This window comes from Mesorhizobium ciceri WSM4083 (assembly GCF_000519305.1).
Classification (GTDB): domain Bacteria; phylum Pseudomonadota; class Alphaproteobacteria; order Rhizobiales; family Rhizobiaceae; genus Mesorhizobium; species Mesorhizobium ciceri_B.
The window spans coordinates 1,429,978-1,448,031 of record NZ_KI912610.1; the positions used below are offsets into that span (position 1 = coordinate 1,429,978).

General features: G+C 58.5%; 17 protein-coding genes and 2 pseudogenes. 12 read left to right on the top strand and 7 right to left on the bottom strand.

Going from position 1 to position 18,054, the window contains the following annotated elements; all coding sequences use genetic code 11:
* Window positions 1-86: 86 nt before the first annotated feature.
* Window positions 87-1,436, bottom strand: coding sequence for a putative bifunctional diguanylate cyclase/phosphodiesterase (locus tag MESCI2_RS0132910; RefSeq protein WP_027040212.1), 1,350 nt, complete (start codon window positions 1,434-1,436; stop codon window positions 87-89).
* 230 nt (window positions 1,437-1,666) lie between these two features.
* On the opposite strand from MESCI2_RS0132910, the gene gshB reads away from it, so the two are divergent.
* The gene (gshB, locus tag MESCI2_RS0132915; RefSeq protein ID WP_027040213.1) at window positions 1,667-2,608 is read left to right on the top strand and encodes a glutathione synthase; all 942 of its coding nucleotides are present in this window, start codon (window positions 1,667-1,669) and stop codon (window positions 2,606-2,608) included.
* A 517-nt stretch (window positions 2,609-3,125) separates the two neighbouring features.
* A pseudogene (locus MESCI2_RS01000000135945) lies at window positions 3,126-3,767 on the top strand (magnesium chelatase domain-containing protein); the annotation flags it as partial.
* Between the two features lie 379 nt (window positions 3,768-4,146).
* Here MESCI2_RS01000000135945 and MESCI2_RS0132930 read toward each other — a convergent pair.
* The gene (locus MESCI2_RS0132930; RefSeq protein WP_027040215.1) at window positions 4,147-4,518 is read right to left on the bottom strand and encodes a nuclear transport factor 2 family protein; all 372 of its coding nucleotides are present in this window, start codon (window positions 4,516-4,518) and stop codon (window positions 4,147-4,149) included.
* Between the two features lie 446 nt (window positions 4,519-4,964).
* Window positions 4,965-5,144, bottom strand: a pseudogene (locus tag MESCI2_RS01000000135950) (hypothetical protein); the annotation flags it as partial.
* Window positions 5,145-5,309: 165 nt separating this feature from the next.
* Between MESCI2_RS01000000135950 and MESCI2_RS0132940 the strand changes: the two are divergent.
* From MESCI2_RS0132940 to MESCI2_RS0132955, 4 genes are all read left to right on the top strand, one after another.
* On the top strand, window positions 5,310-6,890 hold the full coding sequence (locus MESCI2_RS0132940; RefSeq protein ID WP_027040216.1) for a recombinase family protein: 1,581 nt from the start codon (window positions 5,310-5,312) through the stop codon (window positions 6,888-6,890).
* Window positions 6,887-7,705: a plasmid partitioning protein RepB C-terminal domain-containing protein gene (locus MESCI2_RS1000000136370; RefSeq protein WP_050596727.1), complete on the top strand. Its 819-nt coding sequence runs from the start codon at window positions 6,887-6,889 to the stop codon at window positions 7,703-7,705. Before MESCI2_RS0132940 ends, MESCI2_RS1000000136370 begins: the two co-directional genes overlap by 4 nt.
* A gap of 429 nt (window positions 7,706-8,134) precedes the next feature.
* The gene (locus tag MESCI2_RS0132950; RefSeq protein WP_027040217.1) at window positions 8,135-8,449 is read left to right on the top strand and encodes a YMGG-like glycine zipper-containing protein; all 315 of its coding nucleotides are present in this window, start codon (window positions 8,135-8,137) and stop codon (window positions 8,447-8,449) included.
* A 109-nt stretch (window positions 8,450-8,558) separates the two neighbouring features.
* Entirely contained in the window at window positions 8,559-9,173 is a 615-nt protein-coding gene (locus MESCI2_RS0132955) for a class I SAM-dependent methyltransferase (RefSeq protein WP_027040218.1), read from the top strand.
* A gap of 238 nt (window positions 9,174-9,411) precedes the next feature.
* On the opposite strand, the gene MESCI2_RS01000000135960 is transcribed toward MESCI2_RS0132955, so the two are convergent.
* Both MESCI2_RS01000000135960 and MESCI2_RS0132965 read right to left on the bottom strand, forming a co-directional pair.
* Window positions 9,412-9,681 carry a hypothetical protein gene (locus MESCI2_RS01000000135960; RefSeq protein WP_050596728.1) on the bottom strand — a complete coding sequence of 90 codons (270 nt, stop codon included), beginning with the start codon at window positions 9,679-9,681 and terminating at the stop codon, window positions 9,412-9,414.
* A 106-nt stretch (window positions 9,682-9,787) separates the two neighbouring features.
* Window positions 9,788-10,018, bottom strand: coding sequence for a hypothetical protein (locus MESCI2_RS0132965; protein WP_027040219.1), 231 nt, complete (start codon window positions 10,016-10,018; stop codon window positions 9,788-9,790).
* A gap of 25 nt (window positions 10,019-10,043) precedes the next feature.
* Between MESCI2_RS0132965 and MESCI2_RS1000000138315 the strand changes: the two genes are divergently transcribed.
* Both MESCI2_RS1000000138315 and MESCI2_RS0132975 read left to right on the top strand, forming a co-directional pair.
* Window positions 10,044-10,247, top strand: a complete 204-nt coding sequence (locus MESCI2_RS1000000138315; protein WP_027040220.1) for a hypothetical protein — start codon at window positions 10,044-10,046, stop codon at window positions 10,245-10,247.
* Between the two features lie 230 nt (window positions 10,248-10,477).
* Window positions 10,478-12,838: a hypothetical protein gene (locus MESCI2_RS0132975; protein ID WP_027040221.1), complete on the top strand. Its 2,361-nt coding sequence runs from the start codon at window positions 10,478-10,480 to the stop codon at window positions 12,836-12,838.
* 45 nt (window positions 12,839-12,883) lie between these two features.
* Here the strand turns inward: MESCI2_RS0132975 and MESCI2_RS0132980 are convergent, their stop codons facing one another.
* Both MESCI2_RS0132980 and MESCI2_RS0132985 read right to left on the bottom strand, forming a co-directional pair.
* Window positions 12,884-13,690 (bottom strand): hypothetical protein, encoded by an 807-nt coding sequence (locus MESCI2_RS0132980; RefSeq protein ID WP_032901449.1) that lies wholly within the window; start codon window positions 13,688-13,690, stop codon window positions 12,884-12,886.
* Window positions 13,691-13,710: 20 nt separating this feature from the next.
* Complete coding sequence (locus MESCI2_RS0132985; protein ID WP_027040223.1) at window positions 13,711-13,923, bottom strand: YodC family protein; 213 nt, start codon at window positions 13,921-13,923, stop codon at window positions 13,711-13,713.
* Window positions 13,924-14,139: 216 nt separating this feature from the next.
* Here MESCI2_RS0132985 and MESCI2_RS1000000139365 point away from each other — a divergent pair, with 216 nt between their 5' ends.
* The 4 genes from MESCI2_RS1000000139365 (at window position 14,140) to MESCI2_RS0133010 (ending at window position 17,633) form a co-directional block, all read left to right on the top strand.
* Window positions 14,140-14,259, top strand: coding sequence for an SEC-C metal-binding domain-containing protein (locus tag MESCI2_RS1000000139365; RefSeq protein ID WP_430981689.1), 120 nt, complete (start codon window positions 14,140-14,142; stop codon window positions 14,257-14,259).
* A 1,101-nt stretch (window positions 14,260-15,360) separates the two neighbouring features.
* Entirely contained in the window at window positions 15,361-15,747 is a 387-nt protein-coding gene (locus MESCI2_RS0133000) for a hypothetical protein (RefSeq protein ID WP_027040225.1), read from the top strand.
* 110 nt (window positions 15,748-15,857) lie between these two features.
* Entirely contained in the window at window positions 15,858-16,538 is a 681-nt protein-coding gene (locus MESCI2_RS01000000135965) for a thermonuclease family protein (RefSeq protein WP_245270506.1), read from the top strand.
* A 429-nt stretch (window positions 16,539-16,967) separates the two neighbouring features.
* A complete protein-coding gene (locus tag MESCI2_RS0133010) occupies window positions 16,968-17,633 on the top strand; it encodes a hypothetical protein (protein ID WP_027040226.1) in 666 nt (221 codons plus the stop codon).
* Window positions 17,634-18,054: the final 421 nt, after the last annotated feature.

Below are 18,054 nucleotides of genomic sequence, written 5' to 3' on the forward strand. Positions count from 1 at the left end.
GGCTTATGTCAGACAAAACGACAATGCGCCGCACCGGATGCGCACAACGACATCGTCAGGATTGCTGGCGGCTTCGAGATCGCCGGTCAGATCGCCTTGGCGCGCAGGGCGCCGCGGAAGGAATCGCGGAGATAGCCGAGCGTGGCGTCGGCATCGACCGGCTTGCCGAACAGATAGCCTTGCCCGCCGGCGCAGCCGAACTGGACCAGGCGGTCGGCCTGCGCTTCCTGCTCGATGCCTTCGGCGACGACATCCATGCCGAGCCCCTCGCACATGGCGAGAATGGCGCGGATGATGTGTTCGGACGGGCGGTCGTCGAGAATGGAAGAGACGAAGGCGCGGTCGATCTTGAGCTTGTCGAAATGGAATTCGCGCAGACGGCCGAGCGAGGACTGGCCGGTGCCGAAATCGTCGAGCGAGACGCGGATGCCGACGCGGCGCAGATCCTCGACGACCTGGGCCGCCGAGGCCGGGTCATTCATCAGGCCGGTCTCGGTGATCTCGATCTCCAGCCGGCGCGGATCGAAGCCGGTGCGGTCGAGGATCGCCAGTATGTGCAGGCCGGTGTTCTGGTCGACGAGCTGCGAGGGTGACAGGTTGAACGACAGGAACAGGTCTTTCGGCCAGCTTCTGGCGGCCTCTGTCGCCTTGCGCAGCACCAGCTGCGACAGCGGGCCGATGATGCCGCGCTCCTCGGCGATGGGAATGAAGACGGTCGGCGGCACCGAACCCAGGTCGCGATCGGTCCAGCGCGCCAGCGTCTCGAAGCCGATGGTGCGGCGCGTGGCGAGATCGACGATGGGCTGGAAATGCGGCTCCACCTCGCCGGCCGAAACGGCACGGCGCAGTGCCTGTTCGATGCGGGTGACGCGCTTGGCCGCTTCTTCCATCTCGCGGGTGTAGACGACGACCCGGCCACGGCCGGAACGCTTGGCGTGGTAGAGCGCCGTCTCTGCCTTGTTGATGAGGATTTCCGTGGTCTCGTCGCCCGAATAGAACAGCGAGCAGCCGACCGAGGCCGAAAGCCTGGCGGTGCGTTCGCCGACATCATAGGGCGCCGACAGGATCTCGATCAGCATGCGGGACTTTTCGGCCGCTGCATCCTCACTGAACACCAGGGGATAGAGAAAGGCGAATTCGTCGGCACCGATGCGGCAGACCGTGGAATGGCCGTCCATCGAGGCGCGTAGCCGCATCGCGACCTGGATCAGGATGTCGTCGCCGGCCTTGTGGCCGAACAGATCGTTGATCGGCTTGAAGCCGTCGAGGTCGAGAATGCCGACGGTAAAGGGCGCGGGATCGTCGGCCCGGTCGGCGATCAGGCGATCGACCTTGTCGAAGAAGCGGCGATGGTTGCCAAGCCCGGTCAACGGATCTGTGAATGCCAGATCCGTGCTCTCCCTGTTTGCCTGACCGGTGCCAAACGAAGTTTGCATCGGTGTCCCTGTTTTGTGACGTCGGAATTTATTTTCAGACTGGCAGCAAACCCTTTAGGAAACGTATCGCGAAATCGATTTTCCACGGGCAACCGCGACTGTTTCGAAGGATCGATGAAAGCAGCGCATTCGGGTGTCAGATGCCAATCCCAGGAATGTCGCGATTGGCAGACGGGCAGTGAGCCTGTACAGGCAAGACAGTCGTCCATCCGAGCCGCCGGAGACCCGCCATGAAGCTGAAAATCGCCGTCCAGATGGACCACATCTCCACCGTGTCGATCGCCGGCGACACCTCGTTCGCGCTGTCGCTGGAAGCGCAGCGGCGCGGCCATGAGCTGTTCCACTACACGCCGGATCGGCTGTCGTTGCGCGACGGCAAGGTGTTTGCCCGCATCGAGGAAATGCAGGTGCGCGACGAGAAGGGCAGCCACTATTCGCTGGGCGAGAAGGTGCGCACCGACCTGTCGGAGATGGATGTGGTCCTGCTGCGCCAGGATCCGCCCTTCGACATGAACTACATCACCACCACGCACATCCTGGAGCGCATCCACCCGAAAACGCTCGTGGTCAACGACCCGGCCTGGGTGCGCAACAGCCCCGAAAAGATCTTCGTCACCGAATTTGCCGACCTGATGCCGGACACGCTGATCACCAAGGATCCACTCGAAGTTGCCGCCTTCCGCAAGGAGTTCGGCGACATCATCGTCAAGCCGCTCTACGGCAATGGCGGCGCCGGCATCTTCCATCTGCTGGAGGCCGACCGCAACCTGGCCTCGCTGCTGGAAATGTTCGGCCAGATGTTCCGTGAACCCTATATCGTGCAGCGCTATCTCAAGGACGTGCGCAAGGGCGACAAGCGCATCATCCTGATCGACGGCGAGCCGGTCGGCGCCATCAACCGGGTGCCGGCCGAGCATGATTCCCGCTCCAACATGCATGTCGGCGGCCGTGCTGAAAAGACCGAATTGACAGAGCGCGAACGCGAGATCTGCGCCCGCATCGGCCCAGCGCTGAAGGAGCGCGGCTTCATCCTGGTCGGCATCGACGTCATCGGCGACTACATGACCGAGATCAACGTGACCTCGCCGACCGGCGTGCGCGAGGTCAAGCGCTTCGGCGGCGCCGACATCGCCAGCCTGTTCTGGGACGCGGTCGAGGGAAAGCGGAAGTAAGGGCAAGCCTCTTTCATGGATACTGATTAGGGCTGCCGGTTAAATAGGATAACCGCCAACCCTATCAGGCTAACAACCGTGCTGATGGTCGCACCAATGATCGCCAAAAAAGCGACGACGCCGAATGTCACCACACATCTCTCACCGTGGCACCGGTCCAAAAAAACAAAGAGGTAGATGCCGAGCCCGACGATGATTGGCGGCACAACCGCCATAATTGCAAGCAGCCTGGTGTTGCTCAAAGCGCGCGGCCCCGACGAGAGATCTCCATAGTCGTATCATTTCCCGCTGCGGCAACAACTATTCCGCGCGATCGTATTCAGTGATCGTGTTTTCCGTTTTCATTTTGTCTTAACCATGTTCCGTTTTTGCAACCGCGCTCAATTCCGCTGCAACCCAAGCGGTCATGCGTTCCCGTAATGTTCTTGATTTGACCGGGGAAGTGTGATTGTCTTCCCGGCGGGCCCATTCCTGGCCTGAACGCAGGGCTGTGGCAAGCCTGAATTGGGGTTGCACGATGGTGGCGCGGGTTCGCACGGTCGCTTTCCAGGGCATCGAGGCCGTGCCGGTCGACGTGCAGGTGATGATCGCACCCGGCAAGGTCAACATGCACATCGTCGGCCTGGGCGACAAGGCGGTGGCCGAAAGCCGCGAGCGGGTGCAGGCCGCACTGCATGCTTCCGGCCTGTCGATGCCGTCGAAGAAAGTCACGGTCAATCTGGCGCCGGCCGACCTGCCGAAGGAAGGCAGCCACTACGACCTGCCGATCGCGCTTGGCCTGATGGCTGCCCTTGGCGCCATTCCGGGCGACATGCTGGCCGGCTATGTCGTGCTTGGAGAATTGTCGCTCGACGGCACGATTGCTGCGGTCGCCGGCGCCTTGCCGGCGGCGATCGCCGCCAATGCCGAGGGCAAGGGCCTGATCTGCCCGTTCGCATGCGGGCCGGAAGCGGCCTGGGCTGGCAAGGATTTCGACATTCTGGCGCCGCGCAGCCTGATTGCCATCGCCAATCATTTTCGTGGCACGCAGGTGCTGTCGCGCCCCGAGGCCGGCATTCATGCCGCCGCGCTGGATTTGCCCGACCTCGCCGACATCAAGGGCCAGGAGACCGCCAAGCGGGCGCTGGAGGTGGCGGCGGCCGGCGGGCACAATCTCTTGAGAATGTGGGTCATTAAATACTTTAATACGGCACAATATCCTAACATTGTGGCCGATTAAATGGCGCCGTGCCCGCAGGCAAAAACGGCCCGTTTAGCGCGCCTGCCCGAACTGCTAAGTTGATGCTGCTAGCTGCATCACGCTGTCCGCTGGCCTGTAACTCCATTCGATGGCCAGTTCGCAGCAAACTGAGGACCGCGCATGCAGATCAGGATGCAACCTTGCGACGCAGGAAGATTACAGAAAGGTCAGCAAACGCAGGCAACGGACCCGTTAGCGATGGGCCCTTTCCGCTCCCCACAGAGATCGTCGTCAAAATGCTGGCTATTCCGTGATGGGATTTGGGCAACGAAAAAAGATCAGAGAGAGATGCCAAGTCCTACTCCACGATCTTCCAGTATGAGTCCTTGCGGATCACCTTTCCGTCGCGAAACGTGTAGAAATCACAGCCTCGGACTTCCTTTTTCACACCGTCGCGGGTCGTGCCGGTGAGGGTCCATTTCGACATGCCGGTGTCGGCAACCTCGTCTACAAAATGCTCACCATTCCCGTAGTGGACATCAGGCAAGCCTTCAAAACGCGTCGCCAGCGCATCTCGTACGTTTCGCTTGCCCTCGCAACGAGTTCCCCAGGGCTCGGCTCCCCTCGGCATCTCAAGGATACAGTCGTCGGCGAAAAACGCCATGATGCGATCGAGATCGTGCGCGTTGAAGGCCTCGCATAGCTCCGTCAGTGTAGCTCGAATGTCCATGCGCTCGTGTCTCCTCCAAATCCGAAGTAGGTCACTGGCAGCGAAGCCGGTCAAGTTCCCAAGCCTCCAAGCCTCAGCTTGCCATGACTTCGATAAACCGCAGCTTCCGCCACTCACCCCTTCTTCGCAAACGCCCAGACCAACAGCGGGCAGTGGTCATCGTTGCTGAGGTCGCACCACAGGACCGCAGGCGCGGCCGGGGCCGCCGATGTGGCTTTGGCGCAGGCCTTGTTGCCCCAGCCTCGAATCTTGACGTTCGCTGGGGAAAGCCGCCATCGACCATCAGCGGCTTCATATGCGCAAAAGATGACAACCTGGCGCCACCTTCTGGCGGCGCTACGAGGAAGAACGCGCGATCAGCGGTTCCCCAGCTGCTCCGCCCCGCTACGAAGTTTCCGTCCCCTTTCACACAAGAGGACTGCGGATAACCAGGTATACTTTTGTGCCTAGTAGTCGCCGTTGTAATACCGGTCGTCGCAAGGCGCGGTGTAGATGCGGCCGTAACGGTCCTGGTAGCGGCAGAGTTGGGTGCCGCGCGGCTCCTGCGGGGTGGTGGCGCTGCCGACGACAGCGCCGAGCAGCGCGCCGCCGGCGCCACCCAGCAACGCGCCGGTGGTGGCCCGCCGCCCCAGAGCGGTCACATTGCGGCGGAACGGCGGCGCGCCGGCTCATCGTAGTGAGAGTTTCCCGGCAGTTGAAGGCTATGGTTGCACAACCTGAACAGGGTATTCCAATTCTGACCGCAGGCCCTACTTCACCGACTTAGGACATCGGCACGACGGCGCAATGCGATGGAAAAGGCTGAGACAGCCCTAAATCCTCCACCTGGGAGGCGAAGGGGCCGCGCGGCCCAATATCTTCGAATGTCCACCGATCAGCAAATCTACTCGCTTGAGAACCAGAAGGATGCAATTCGCAGCTATGCGGACATCATGGGGTACGACATCGTTGCCACGTACGAAGATCCCGGTCGAAGCGGGTTGAACATAGAGGGGCGGCCCGGCCTGCAGAAGCTGCTGTTCGATGTAGAAAACGGACGCGCCAATTTTGAGACGGTCGTCGTCTACGACGTGAGCCGATGGGGCCGATTTCAAAACATCGATGAAAGCGCCTCCTACGAATACCGTTGCCAAATGGCAGGGATACGCATCGAGTTCTGCGCAGAGCAATTTGTGAACGATGGCAGTGTGGGTTCTGACGTTCTCAAGGTCATCAAACGGAGCATGGCCGCCGAGGCAAGCCGCATGCTCTCGCTGAAGGTCTTCCGCGGGCAAAGCCGGATAGTCAAGCTGGGTTTCCGGGGAGGCGGATACGCAGGATACGGCTTTCGGCGCATGCTGACAGATGGAGAGGGCAAGCCCAAGGCTATCCTAAAGCCGAGGGAATGGAAGAGCCTGTCATCCGACCGAGTTATCCTCGTGCGTGGACCGGCAGATGAGATTCGTACCGTCCGCTGGATTTTCAACCAATTCGTGAACAGGGGCAAAACTGAGTTCCAGATCGCGAATGCGCTGAACGAGCGCGGCGTTCCCGCAGAATTGAATCGCACCTGGACGACTACTTCCGTGCGCAACCTCCTCACCAATGAAAAATACATCGGCAACAATGTTTGGAACAAAACTTGCACCACGCTTCATAGCAAGAGGAGACCTAACCCCCCGAGCGCATGGGTCCGCGCTGAAAATGTGAATGAGCCGCTCGTCAGCCGTGACCTGTTCCGGCGCGCGCAAGCCATTGTGGCCGAGGAGAAACACGGTGCTGTTCGCATCAGCAACGAACAGCTGCTGGTGAACCTTGCTAAGCTTCTTGAAAAACGAGGCCGGTTATCGGGCTCAATCATCAATGCCGCGCCCGGCCGGTCGACAAAGAGCCTGTACATCCATCGCTTTGGAACCCTCCAGGCAGCCTACAAGCTGATCGGTTTTGAGGCCTCGCTGAACTACCGGTATTTCGACCAAAACACCCGGCTTCACCGCCGCCGGTTGGAGATCATCGACGAACTTGTAGAGGCAATCGAGAGGGTCGGCGGAGAGGCCCATTACGACACCAGAACCGCGCTTGTGCGGGTCAATGGGGAGTTCACTGTCGCGTTATGGACTGCGCGCTACCGCGCCACGAGCTACGGCTATCCTCGTTGGCCAGTTAGGAGGCGGCGTCAGGCCGTTTCCGACATCACGATATTGGTCAGGATGAAACCCGACAATGTCACGGCCCGCGACTACCTGGTCGCACCGACAGCCGACTTAAGACGGGCGCCGGCCATGATGAGAGCAAACAGCGGTATGCGTTTCGATCCCTTTCTTTTTCAGTCGTTGGCGCCGGTAGTGGTGATAGCAAGGCGGATGCCGATTGAGCCAGGTCTAGGGTCATGACCCAAACCGCAGTCCAGCGCATCCTACAGACTAGCCGCCACGCAATTCATCTGACTGATGGCTTGCAGGAACCGCGGAAGCCTCTTCACCCCTATTTGCTGCGCAGGACGTACAAGCGTCATTGCGAGCGTATGCGGCGCTTCATCCGTGAGACGAACGCGACGCGTGAGCACATAGAAGTCATTGTCGAAGCTCTTCGCCAGTTGATGGCGGTTGATATGTTTAGATCCGTGCTGAAGGCGGAAGGCCTCGTAAATATTCCGGCAGAGCTGGCCGAAAGAATCTCGGGCAGCCGAGGGTTCAGCGCCCAGGGAAGGCCGGGTCAAGCCGTGATGTCGGACGAACCGCTGGTCGCCGGGATTTGCCCTAAAGCCATCGAGCTGTTGGAGGATTTCGGAGTCCACCCGAAAATCTTTGGCTTGCTGAAGAAGGGCACGCCGAACCGGCAGGTCGAAGTGGCGAAACTCATGGTCGCGCTGGACCGGGTGACGTTCATCAGCGCCAGAGTTATTATCGCGCTCACGCCCCAGTTGCAGCTCGCGGATCCTTCAATTCCCAGGAAACGGTTCTTCGGCATTGACACCGATACGTTCGATGGCATGGAAGTCGAGTTTGCCGCTTTAAGCCGCGAGTTCTTGGATGCCAACGAGTGCCTCGGTATCTGGAGTCTGGAGCTTGTTGCGGCCCGAGGGTACCTCCATCGACTTATGGATAATCTCAAGGTGGTGCGCTATCTCGCCGGGAACTATCCGAGCCACTTTGAGACGTTTCACCGGTTGTTGGAGCCGGATCTTGAAAGGGCGGCAGGAGTGTAGATCAAACAGATCGTCCTGCTCCATTCCGTGCGAATGTGCTGGCCAGCGACTGAAGGTCGTCGGCGTCGTCTTCGTTGACGTACATTCCGCTTGCGGCCCCGGTTCGGTCTTTGAAAGTTGCCTAGATTGGTTGCTTTTGTTCACTACCGGCGTTTTCCGGGTACGGTCATCGCCCACATTCATCGGATCCGCGAATTCACGGATTGCATCATTCTGATTGTCGATCGAGTAGCTCTGATGGTCCGTGGACATACGTGTCGAATGGGACCGTGTTGCTACGAGACGAGATACTTATAATCTCCAAGGCGAGCCTTAATGAACGCCCGAGAAACCATGTCTTATATCGTGAGGCCGTGCGCCCCCGTTCCGCCGCAATGCGGCCGCACGGGACGAGCTATAGGGATTTCAGGCCTTCAAGGGAGACCGCACATGAACTTTCACAAAGCCATTGCCGCCGTGCTGATGACCGCAGCACTAGCAGGCTGCGCGCAGACCGAAGGCCAGCAGCGGGCCGGGACCGGCGCGCTGATCGGCGGCGCCGGCGGCGCTCTCGTCGGCCAGGCAATTGGCGGCAACACCGAAAGCACACTGATCGGTGCCGGCGCGGGTGCCTTGCTGGGCGCAGTTGTCGGCAGTTCCACCACCCCGCAGCGTCGCGGCGAACAGATGTGCCGCTATCAGGACCGCCGTGGCCGCATCTACACCGCCCCTTGCGATGACCGGTATTACAACGGCGATTATTGATCGAAGTCTGACTGACGGGCGCGCGTTCCGCGTCGGCTCCTTCTCGCCGTCATTCTTTTGCACGGTTTGCGGGATAAGGAGATTTGCGGCGGGCAGGAGGAGGTCTAGAATGACAAGCCTTGCCGGCGCCGTGAAAAATCGCGGCAAACAAACTGTAAAGCGTCTGCTGCGGTACGACAGCCGCAACTGGCTACGCATCCGCCAGATCGAAGCTTTCACAGCGTTTCTGCAGACGGCGAACCGCAAATCACGCGACGTGATCGAGATCTCGCCAGGCTGGAACCGCTACTGGCAGGCGCTCTGCCCTGACTATCGCTCGGTCGACTTTCCAGACTTCGATATCTGCAAGGATCGGACCGAGGAGCAGTATTCCATCGTCATCGCTGACCAGGTGCTGGAGCACGTCCAGCGCCCGACTGCAGCAGCCGGCAACATCCATGCCATGACTAAGCCGGGCGGCTGGGCGCTGGTGGCGACGCCCTTCCTGTTCCGCGTGCATGCGCGCCCGCATGACTACAACCGCTGGACGCCCGCTGGCATGAAGCAGTTGATGGTCGAAGGCGGCTTCGCCGAGGACCACGTACAGGCGTTTGGCTGGGGCAATAAGGCCTGCGCCAGGGCGCATATCGGCGGCGCGGTGCGTGCTTATGGACTATGGAGAGACCTCAGCAACGACGAGGAATACCCGCTGATGGTGTGGGCCTTTGCCAAAAGAGCTGCGTAATCCTCAATCTCAGGCTGGGTGGATCGTCGCCAGATTCGCGACCTTAAGAGCCTGCTTGGATCCAAAGTTGGCGCTCGTCCGGTGGGCGGCCCACAATTATAGTGTAGCTAATGGACGTCGAATGCCTGGTCGCTGATGATGATGAGGCCTTCACCTACAACAAGCGTGTGAGCGAATACCGGCTTATCGAGGAGAACTGCGAATCAGGTCGGTTGACACAGCTAACTGCATTCAATGTTCATTCGGCTTTTTGGTCGACTGCACTGGTTCCCCTTATCGGGACCATCGAGGGTTCCGGCTTTTGCGGCTTTCTGCTCTTCTTAAGTTCGGCGATTTCTTCGTCGCGCCTTGTTATTCGGCTTTCGAGATTCGAAATGCGCTCGGTCAAAAAGTAGCGCCCAATAACGAACCCGCCGCCGCCAAAGATAATCGCGAATGTGGCAAATGCCGCTGGATTCGCGAGCACGAGGGTCGCGTTCGATTGCAGAAAATCAATCAGGTCTTGCATGGGGCAACCATAGCAGAATCCAGACTCGGCGCGAAGGCAAGGCAAATAGATCCGGATCTGATCGTGCAGGTGTTATCTGGCAGCGAACGTGCAACGTTGCCCTAGATTACCGCGCAGCAAGCTCCCGGCATTCATCGTATTGCCCGCCCAGCTCCAAACAGAGGTCGACGCTGCCAAGGCTATTTGCATCGTCGCTGATTCCCATGCGTCTGTTGTACGCCGCGACGGTATCCCTCAACTGCGACACCCGGCCGGCCCTGTGACCGCTGGAATAGGCCAGGCCGGCAGCGATGCAGCCAGAGAAGATAATTGCGAACAACGCGATCTTGATGTTCATTGACGCTTGCCTTGCGAATCGACCAATGACAATTGCGAGATCGGCCACCAAACTCTCACGCTGCGAGAATTTGAAAATGGAAGATGCTTTTACAGCGCTGGCGGCGCAGTTTCAAAGGCAGTGGCATGCTTGGGCTCCGGCCATGGGCGTTGTCATTGCGATAGCAGCCTGCCTTGTCTGGACGGTTTACCTTCCCATCGTCGGGTTGCGTCATCTTCTTGGCTATTGAGCGCGCCCCTCACACCTCAGCGAGCTTTCGAGATTGTCTCTAAGGCATGGTCAGCAAGCTGGTCGAAACGACCGGCTGGATAGGCTCGCCGGCACCTGAGCTGATAGCGATGGCCACGGAAGGTAGGGGGGTCCTCACTCCCAGCCGTGCTTCTTTTCGCCAAGAATCAGATTTCGGTGAGCGACGAATCGGCTAAGTGGCGCGCTGGTCGCAATTTTTCTGTTAAGCGCATGCCTGAATCCTGGAATCCGAAGCTACTCGTTCGAAAACTATCTAACTTTTGCCAAGCCCGCGTTGCTCCGGTGCTGCCGCCACAAGAGGCGGAACGTGTCCGCAGATTTATGATCGCTCTGGTCATAAACGGTCAGCACCCGCCAACGAGAAAAAGAGGATACGACTGGGACGAAATCGCCGTTCAATGCGCGACCCCGTACGAGCTCATTATCGGGGCAAAAAAAGCAATTGAACCAGGGCTTGATGCGATTGTTCGCGCGCTAAAGAATGTCCCCAAGCAGAGGACGATCTCAATGGCGCAGTCGGCCCTTCCTTTAATGGAGGTGGCGGCACCCGCCCGTTCAAAAGGTCCAACGGCAAAAATTACGTCCATTCCCTCTCTGAGAGCGAATGTAGAGCGCGAACAACACAATATCCGTCAAAGGCCTGGAGTGAAACCTCGGCCAATCGACGAGTTCCCAGAACCTCTATTCACAGAATGGTCGGACCCAACGGCATTCCAGGAAGCCTTGGAGCTTCACATGCGCCGGCACGGCGACAGCTATTGGAACCTGCATCGCGCGGTTGTAGAAGATCACGAAACGCTCGATCGTTCGACGATCCGGCATTGGCTTTTGGGAACCAAAGTGCCGCGCAGCGTGGCAAGCTTCCAGCTGCTCGGACGGATCGAGCGCCGGTACCGGCTTCCGGAGGGGTACTTCAAGGCAAAGCTTCCACATCCGGCACGCTCAGCTTACGGTCATATACTCGACGATATAGGGCCAGCCGAACGCAGGCGGCTAGCGTGGCATCTTCCCGACGACTTCAATTCGCGTTCGGCCATTGAGCAGGAGGAGATCCTCGAATGGGTCCGCCGCGTGATCATCACCGGCTCGACCGACTATCGGCGTTTTCAGGCGGCGGCAATGAAGCACCGCTATGCAATACGGTTTCCGGGCGTAGCTTATGGCCGAACCGACATGGCTGATCATGACGATTCAGACGACTTCCATACTGGTGAGTCGGTCGGCATGTCCTTTCCAGATCCAGATCTATTTTCGGGGGTGATCGACGCGCCGCCCTCGCTGGCGATGGAAATGGCAGATCTCATTCGGTTCAAGACCTCCACGCTGACCGCCTTCGGTCTTCAGCGCCAGGGTGTCTGGGGAGAAGAGACCGCGTCCCAAAAGATTGAGCACCTTGGACTAATGTTCGGCGCCTTGGCAGCACACCCCAGGGGTCCTGTACAAGGCCACGGCGTTCCCTTCCAGCTTCTGTCATTCGGCATGCTCGTGTTTCCATCGGTCTGGGATTGGTATGTGCAATGGCGTGAGCGACGGCGGGGCTTCTACACCGTCTGGGAAGTCGACATGCTCCGCATCTCGCTGGCGTTAACCCGCAAGGATACCGGGTGGCTGCGGCAACACCCCAACCTGATGACAAAGCTTCGCCCCGTTCCGGGCTTGATCTCGCAGATCGACATCGATCGCGCCAAGGCAGATTGGGATGAAGCGTGTGACGTCTATTTCAAGCATGCGACGTTCCGCGTGAAGGAAATCCAGCGAGTCGCTCGTGTTCACCGTGATCCCTTTGAACCTATCATGCCGGTGCTTGAATCTGAGAGCCCGGTTGGCGCTTACCGAAAGATCACGGAAGAAATTCTTCGTCTGATGCCGGATGAACGCTTATACCGACGGGCAACGGCCGAGGCCGTGCGGTCATTCCTGATGCTGCGATTGGGATTACATCTCGGACTACGTCAAAAGAATCTCCGACAGTTGATGATTTGCGCCCCGGGCCACCTGCCGCGCTCCGAGCGCCAGCTTGCTGACATGAAGCGCGGGGAGATCCGCTGGAGTGTGCGCGACAGCGGTTGGGAAGTCCTCATTCCTTCCGTAGCGTTCAAGAACGCAAGCTCGTCCTTTTTTGGTAGCAAGCCATTTCGATTGATCCTGCCAAATCTCGGCGAGCTTTACGAACATATCGACGCGTATGTGGGTCGGCATCGGGGTATCCTGCTCGCCGATGCGGTCGACCCAGGGACCTTCTTCGTCAAAACAGTGAAAGTCACCAGCAGGGATGCAGCGTACGATCAGACCAGTTTCTACGAAGCGTGGAGACTGATCATACAACGCTATGGGATTTATAATCCCTATACCAGACGTGGAGCTATTCCCGGACTCCTGCCCCATGGCCCGCATAACGTCCGCGATGTGCTTGCGACCCACATCCTCAAGCAGACTGGTTCCTACGAACAGGCTAGCTACGCCATCCAAGACACGCCCGACATGGTGGCTAAACACTACGGTCGTTTCCTGCCTCAGGACAAAGCGGCTCTCGCGGCGAGGATTCTGAATCAGGTGTGGGAAGCCGCATGATCCGGCGGAGTAGCTAATTAAGCGACCGATGATGTTTTCTGAGAGTCATTCCTTAAACTCTATCTTGGCTACGATTTCGGTCATAGCGTAGTGAACGAACTGCTTTCCAAGGTCTGTGAGTTCATACGGCTCGATCTCATCAAATGCCGACTTGGCTGTACGGGCTACTTGTCCTGGTCGAGACCTCCCGGCAGGCTGTTTTCTAATGAAGTTTCCGGCATAGTCCGTCTGACGGACTTGCCGGATGACGCCGCCTGTGCTGAGGTCGCGGACTAGCATTTTAAACAAATCGGCCTCAGCTGAGTCCTCCCTGACGTCAGGCTTTTGGAGGTTGTCCCAGATGCCGCCGCGCGTGACGCCCGGATTTCGATAAATTTCACCGATTACTTCAAAGTGGAAATCCGAATACAGATTTATCCAGTCGATAAATAGACGCACAACGTCATCGGACGTTGTCTTCGCGGCAGCTGCGTTTGCTAGAATATTACGGATTCTCTGACGTTTATATTCCGTGTCGATTGACGACCAGTTCCGAAACGCCTTCTTCATGAGCGATTGATACTCTGGGGATTCTATCCGCTCCTTGACCTTCTCGTCATCCATATCGAGCCGAGCAACGATCTCAGCAATCGTCTTTCCCTTTTCACGAAGCTCGTCCTCAAGCATCTGTAGCCATTGCTTCAGAATGTTGGTGACTTGCTCCTGCTCTTGTTCAGACCAGTAGCCGACACCAGCGGAGATCAAGCCTCCGACGAAAGGAATTGAGCCCGCAAGAGCATTTATCGCTGCTCGAGCAGCCTTCTTCTTGCCGTCCGGCTCCAGTTCATCCTTGTCAATCCTGTCGATTTCCATCGGAGCAACGCCAGACCGAGCTATACGCGCGTCGATCTGCCAGATAAACTCGATGCTTCCGGCTCCTTGAATTTCTTCAAAGCGACGAATGCGAACGCTTCCTGGTGCCTTCTAACCCCATCAAACCATTCGCAAATAGCGTCACCAACTATACCCTTACCGGTATAAATCATCTTTTTCCCGCCTGTGCGGTGAACTACTTCGTCGCCGATATTGAAATCATCGTCAGTCATCTTAGCCTCTATGTGCCCCGAATCGCAGTCTTCAGCGTGCGCTCTCGTCGCGAGCCTCGCTACCGGTTATGACACACGTCCCCGCAATTCACAGGGGTGAGGTAAGCGGCGCCATCTTTGTTTTTTTTGTGCATGTTGCTCGACCTTTTTAGCGTATGGGCGCTTCGTCACCTTCATTTGGTGGTGTTTGATCGGTGGCCGGGACGCCAGTATGCGATGCCTGATGAGCTGGGCCAATCTGATCCCAATTATCGGCTAACTCAGTTTAAGGAGGCCGAGCTTTGCAGCTGCGGATCAAATCGGCGCTATGGCGAATGCTGCCGGCGCATGACCTGAGACTGCCCTTTCTGTCAATTCTGCACGCCTTCAAAAGGCCTAATCTCGGTCTCGGCATCCTTGATCGAGCGCCCCCCGCCGAAATTGCAGCGTTGATCGCCCAAGGCGGACAAAAACCTCCACCTCCCATGTTAGAGGTTCACTCTACTCTGCGGGCGCATGTCGCGGACGTCAGCGGGAATCCGTAGCTCTACATCCGTAAGCGATGCACGATCGGGTCAGAGGGGGAAGCATGCCGCTCCTGACGAAATCCCCACTGCGAGGTGCCGACGACTTCCGAACGGTCGAATCAGGTCGAGAAGTTCAGCTTCGGAAAATGCAGCACGTGGCCGCCCACCATATTTTCTCTATATCGTGGTCGCCTGGACCCTTTGCCCATGGGGTCCAGCCCTTGCATAGCCGTTGCGCCAATTCGCTGTTTCGCATCTTCAATCCCACGGGATGATGGATAAAATAACGGGGTATATCCGTCGTGATAGGGAAGTCTACGAACTGCCAGCAGGTGGACTTTGGCAGAATTTACCAGATTTGTTCATCGCTCTTGCACCAAATTCAACTTTAGGAGATGCTAACTCGGCCTTGGGAGGGCTGGGGGATGAGAATAAAAGCATTTGTGGCACTTGGTGCCACGGCAGCGCTGGGCGGCTGCCAAACAAGCAATCAAGCCGACTACATGCAAATAGGCTACGGGCCTAGTTTCGACGTCGCCCACGCTCAATGCGAAATGCATAAGGGGTCGGTTGACCAAGGCTATATTGCTATCGGGTCCCCGGGCTTTGTTGCGGGGGCCGGAATCGGCAATGCACTCGGCAACTTGGCTGCCGAAGACCAGTATATGAAGAACTGCCTCATCCTAAGCGGATGGAAGCGTGCCCCGCATGGCCAGGGTGCCACGGCAGCTCCAGCCGTTGCTGGTGGCGCGCCACCGACACCCTATGGGATCCAGCGCGCACCTGGCAGCTGGATCAATACGGCGCTGCTGGACTGGTCAGACGCGAATAACAAGTGCGTCGCCGGCGACAAGGCCGCGTGTGGGACTCGAGCGAAGCTTAGTGCGCAACTGAGAGCCGCCGGCATAAACCCGGCGCCGGTCTAGGGGCCATGCAGTGGAACCTGGCGATCTGCCTTGGCATCGTTCTGGCATTGAGCGGCTGCGCAGCGGATTATCTCAATCACTACGACAGCGTGACGCTCTCTGCCGGCGACGCCAATCGCGCCAATAGCCTGGCCCAGACAGTCGACCTGTTCAACCCGAGCAGTCAGAACACGCATATCGAGGGCGACGGCCAGCGAACAGCTGGAGTCATCCAGGCCTTTCGCGGAATCCCGCTGACACCGGCAGGCCAAGGTGCCCGCCAAGGTGGCGGCAGGGACACTGGCAATCATCCATGCGATCTGCGCAATGGGATTGACAGCCTAGGCCGGGCTTGTGGTGAACGTGCCGCCGAAGCGAAACCAGGCGGCCGCACCGGACATGAGGCGAACTAGCAATGCTGCGTGGAATGCGATCACCTCGCCGGAGGCCACTTGGCGTGGTGCAAAGGCGCCTGCTCTTGGTGACGGTAGCCGCGGCTGGCGCTCTGGCTGCGCAAACGGCCATGCAACACAGCGACCACATGCCCGAGCTCAATCTGCCGAACTGGACCAGCGCGGGCCTGGCGACGATTGCCGGCGTGGCATCCGTCATCGACGGCGACACGATCGAAATCCACGGACAGCGCATCCGCTTCAACGGCATCGACGCGCCGGAGAGCCAGCAGCTTTGTAAAAATGCGAGCGGGGCCGACTATCCCTGCGGCCGGCGATCGGCACAGGCGCTTGACACCTTCTTGGCCGCGTCGAAGGCAGTGCAATGCACATTCGTGACCTGGGATCGCTATCACCGCTTTGTCGGCGACTGCCAGCGTGCCGATGGCGCCAGCGTGGCCGCCTGGATGGTCGAGCACGGCCAGGCGATCGACTGGCCCCGCTACAGCCATGGTGCCTATGCAGCGCAGCAGGGGAAGGCGGAAGCGGCGAAGGTCGGGCTGTGGGTCGGAAAGTTCCAAGCGCCGTGGGAATGGCGCGCCGGGCATGGAGACAATGCCGAAGCGGCGGTGAGCCAGCCGCTCGGCATCATCAGCCGTCAACAGGTAGCGCAAAGCTACTCGTGCCAGCCGCGGCGGAAATGCTCGCAAATCAGCTCGTGCGACGAGGCTCAATGGTATCTCAGTAATTGTCCGTGGGGCGGCAAGCTCGACCGGGATGGCGACGGCCAGGCGTGCGAAACCTTATGTTAGGAACAGCGACGATGACAGCGAGACTAATCGGACTGGCTGTGGCTTTGTGCCCGCCCTTTCAGATGGTTGCGCTTGCGGCGAGAGAACCGACCGTCGTCTCCTGCAAGTTTGAGCACCTGCCTCCGATGCTGCTAACGTTCCGTGGCGGCATGGGAGCTAACGACAATACCCTGCAAGTCGGACAAAACCCGCCCGTTCCGTTAAGCGTCGGATCAAGTTTGATGGTTGCCGAAATAGGGGCACAGGAGCTGACGTTTTCCCTTCGAATGCCCACCTCTGTTTCAATAGCCGCGCCTGGCGCTGACGTCATCACATACTACGGAGACTGCATTAGCTCCCTACAACCGCGAGGATAACCGGTCGTTCCGCAGCGTGCAATAAATCGAGGCGCAGGGCCCTGTTCCAAGGGGTGGTCGGGAGACAGCAACAATGAAGATCGCACAGAGGCTTTGCCGCGCGTCTATCGCGGGAGTTGTCCTAGTGGTCATTTCGGGATGCGGACCTGACGAAACATCTGATAATGACGGGTTTTCCCTCGTGAACGAGGAAATATACGACGTTCCTGCCAAAACACAGATAGAGCAGCACGTAGTCGCCCAGGGCGTCCCCACGAAGAGCCAGCTGGAAGCTGAAATCCTGAAACGCTTCCGCGTCGCCAAAAAGCGCAGCGGCTTCCGGCACCATAACTCTCCGACGAACATATACATCTATGTGTACGGCAGTGAGGAACAGGCACGAGCAGAACAAGGCCTGTGGATCGCGATGCTCGCGAAAAACTACCATGATACGTGGGAGCCACCAGTACTCATGGACGAAGGCCGCCTTGCGGCGCTGTCAAAAGCCCCGGAGGACCGCTTTGGCTTGTCGGAGGATGTTCGGAAAAAGGTTTTCAAGGAAAGTGTCGGAGCAGAAAACAGAGCAAGCCGCGAGGCGATGGAGCTTATCCCGGACAGCAGACTGACGGAACAGACCAACCTTGGAAATGGGTTGATCGAGAAATACAAGGCGGAGGTGGTCGCAAGGTACGGCATCACCCAAGAACAACTTAGCAAGGTACAGGTCGAAGGGATCACCAAAGGGTGGCTAAGGCAGTGATCCTGTGAAGCGAGGATATTGGAAGTAGGTAGCCGTTGCGTGCGCCTCGGTCCTTGCACTGGTTTAAGGTAAGGACCTCAAGGATCTGACTGGTCGGCCTTCGAAGGACCAAGAACGCAATGCCATTCGGTTTGAATGCAGGCGATTGCGGGGGACGAGCATTATGCAACTCCTTGGCTGACCTCGCATATGCTGCACCCGTCATTGAATTGCTGACAGGCGGGATTTTCCTGTATCTTCTCGACAAGAGTTCCTGCTGCCTGAGCCGTGGAAGTCACGACCGTTAAAACGACTGCGGCTACGATTCGCGTGCTCATCATTTGTCCTTCTTACGGCACTTCTTTGCGCTCTCTGGTTCGGTCCAGCCTGATGTCAATGCATCCACCCGGGCTGCACGGCCCAGGGTGGGGCGGGCTCCGAG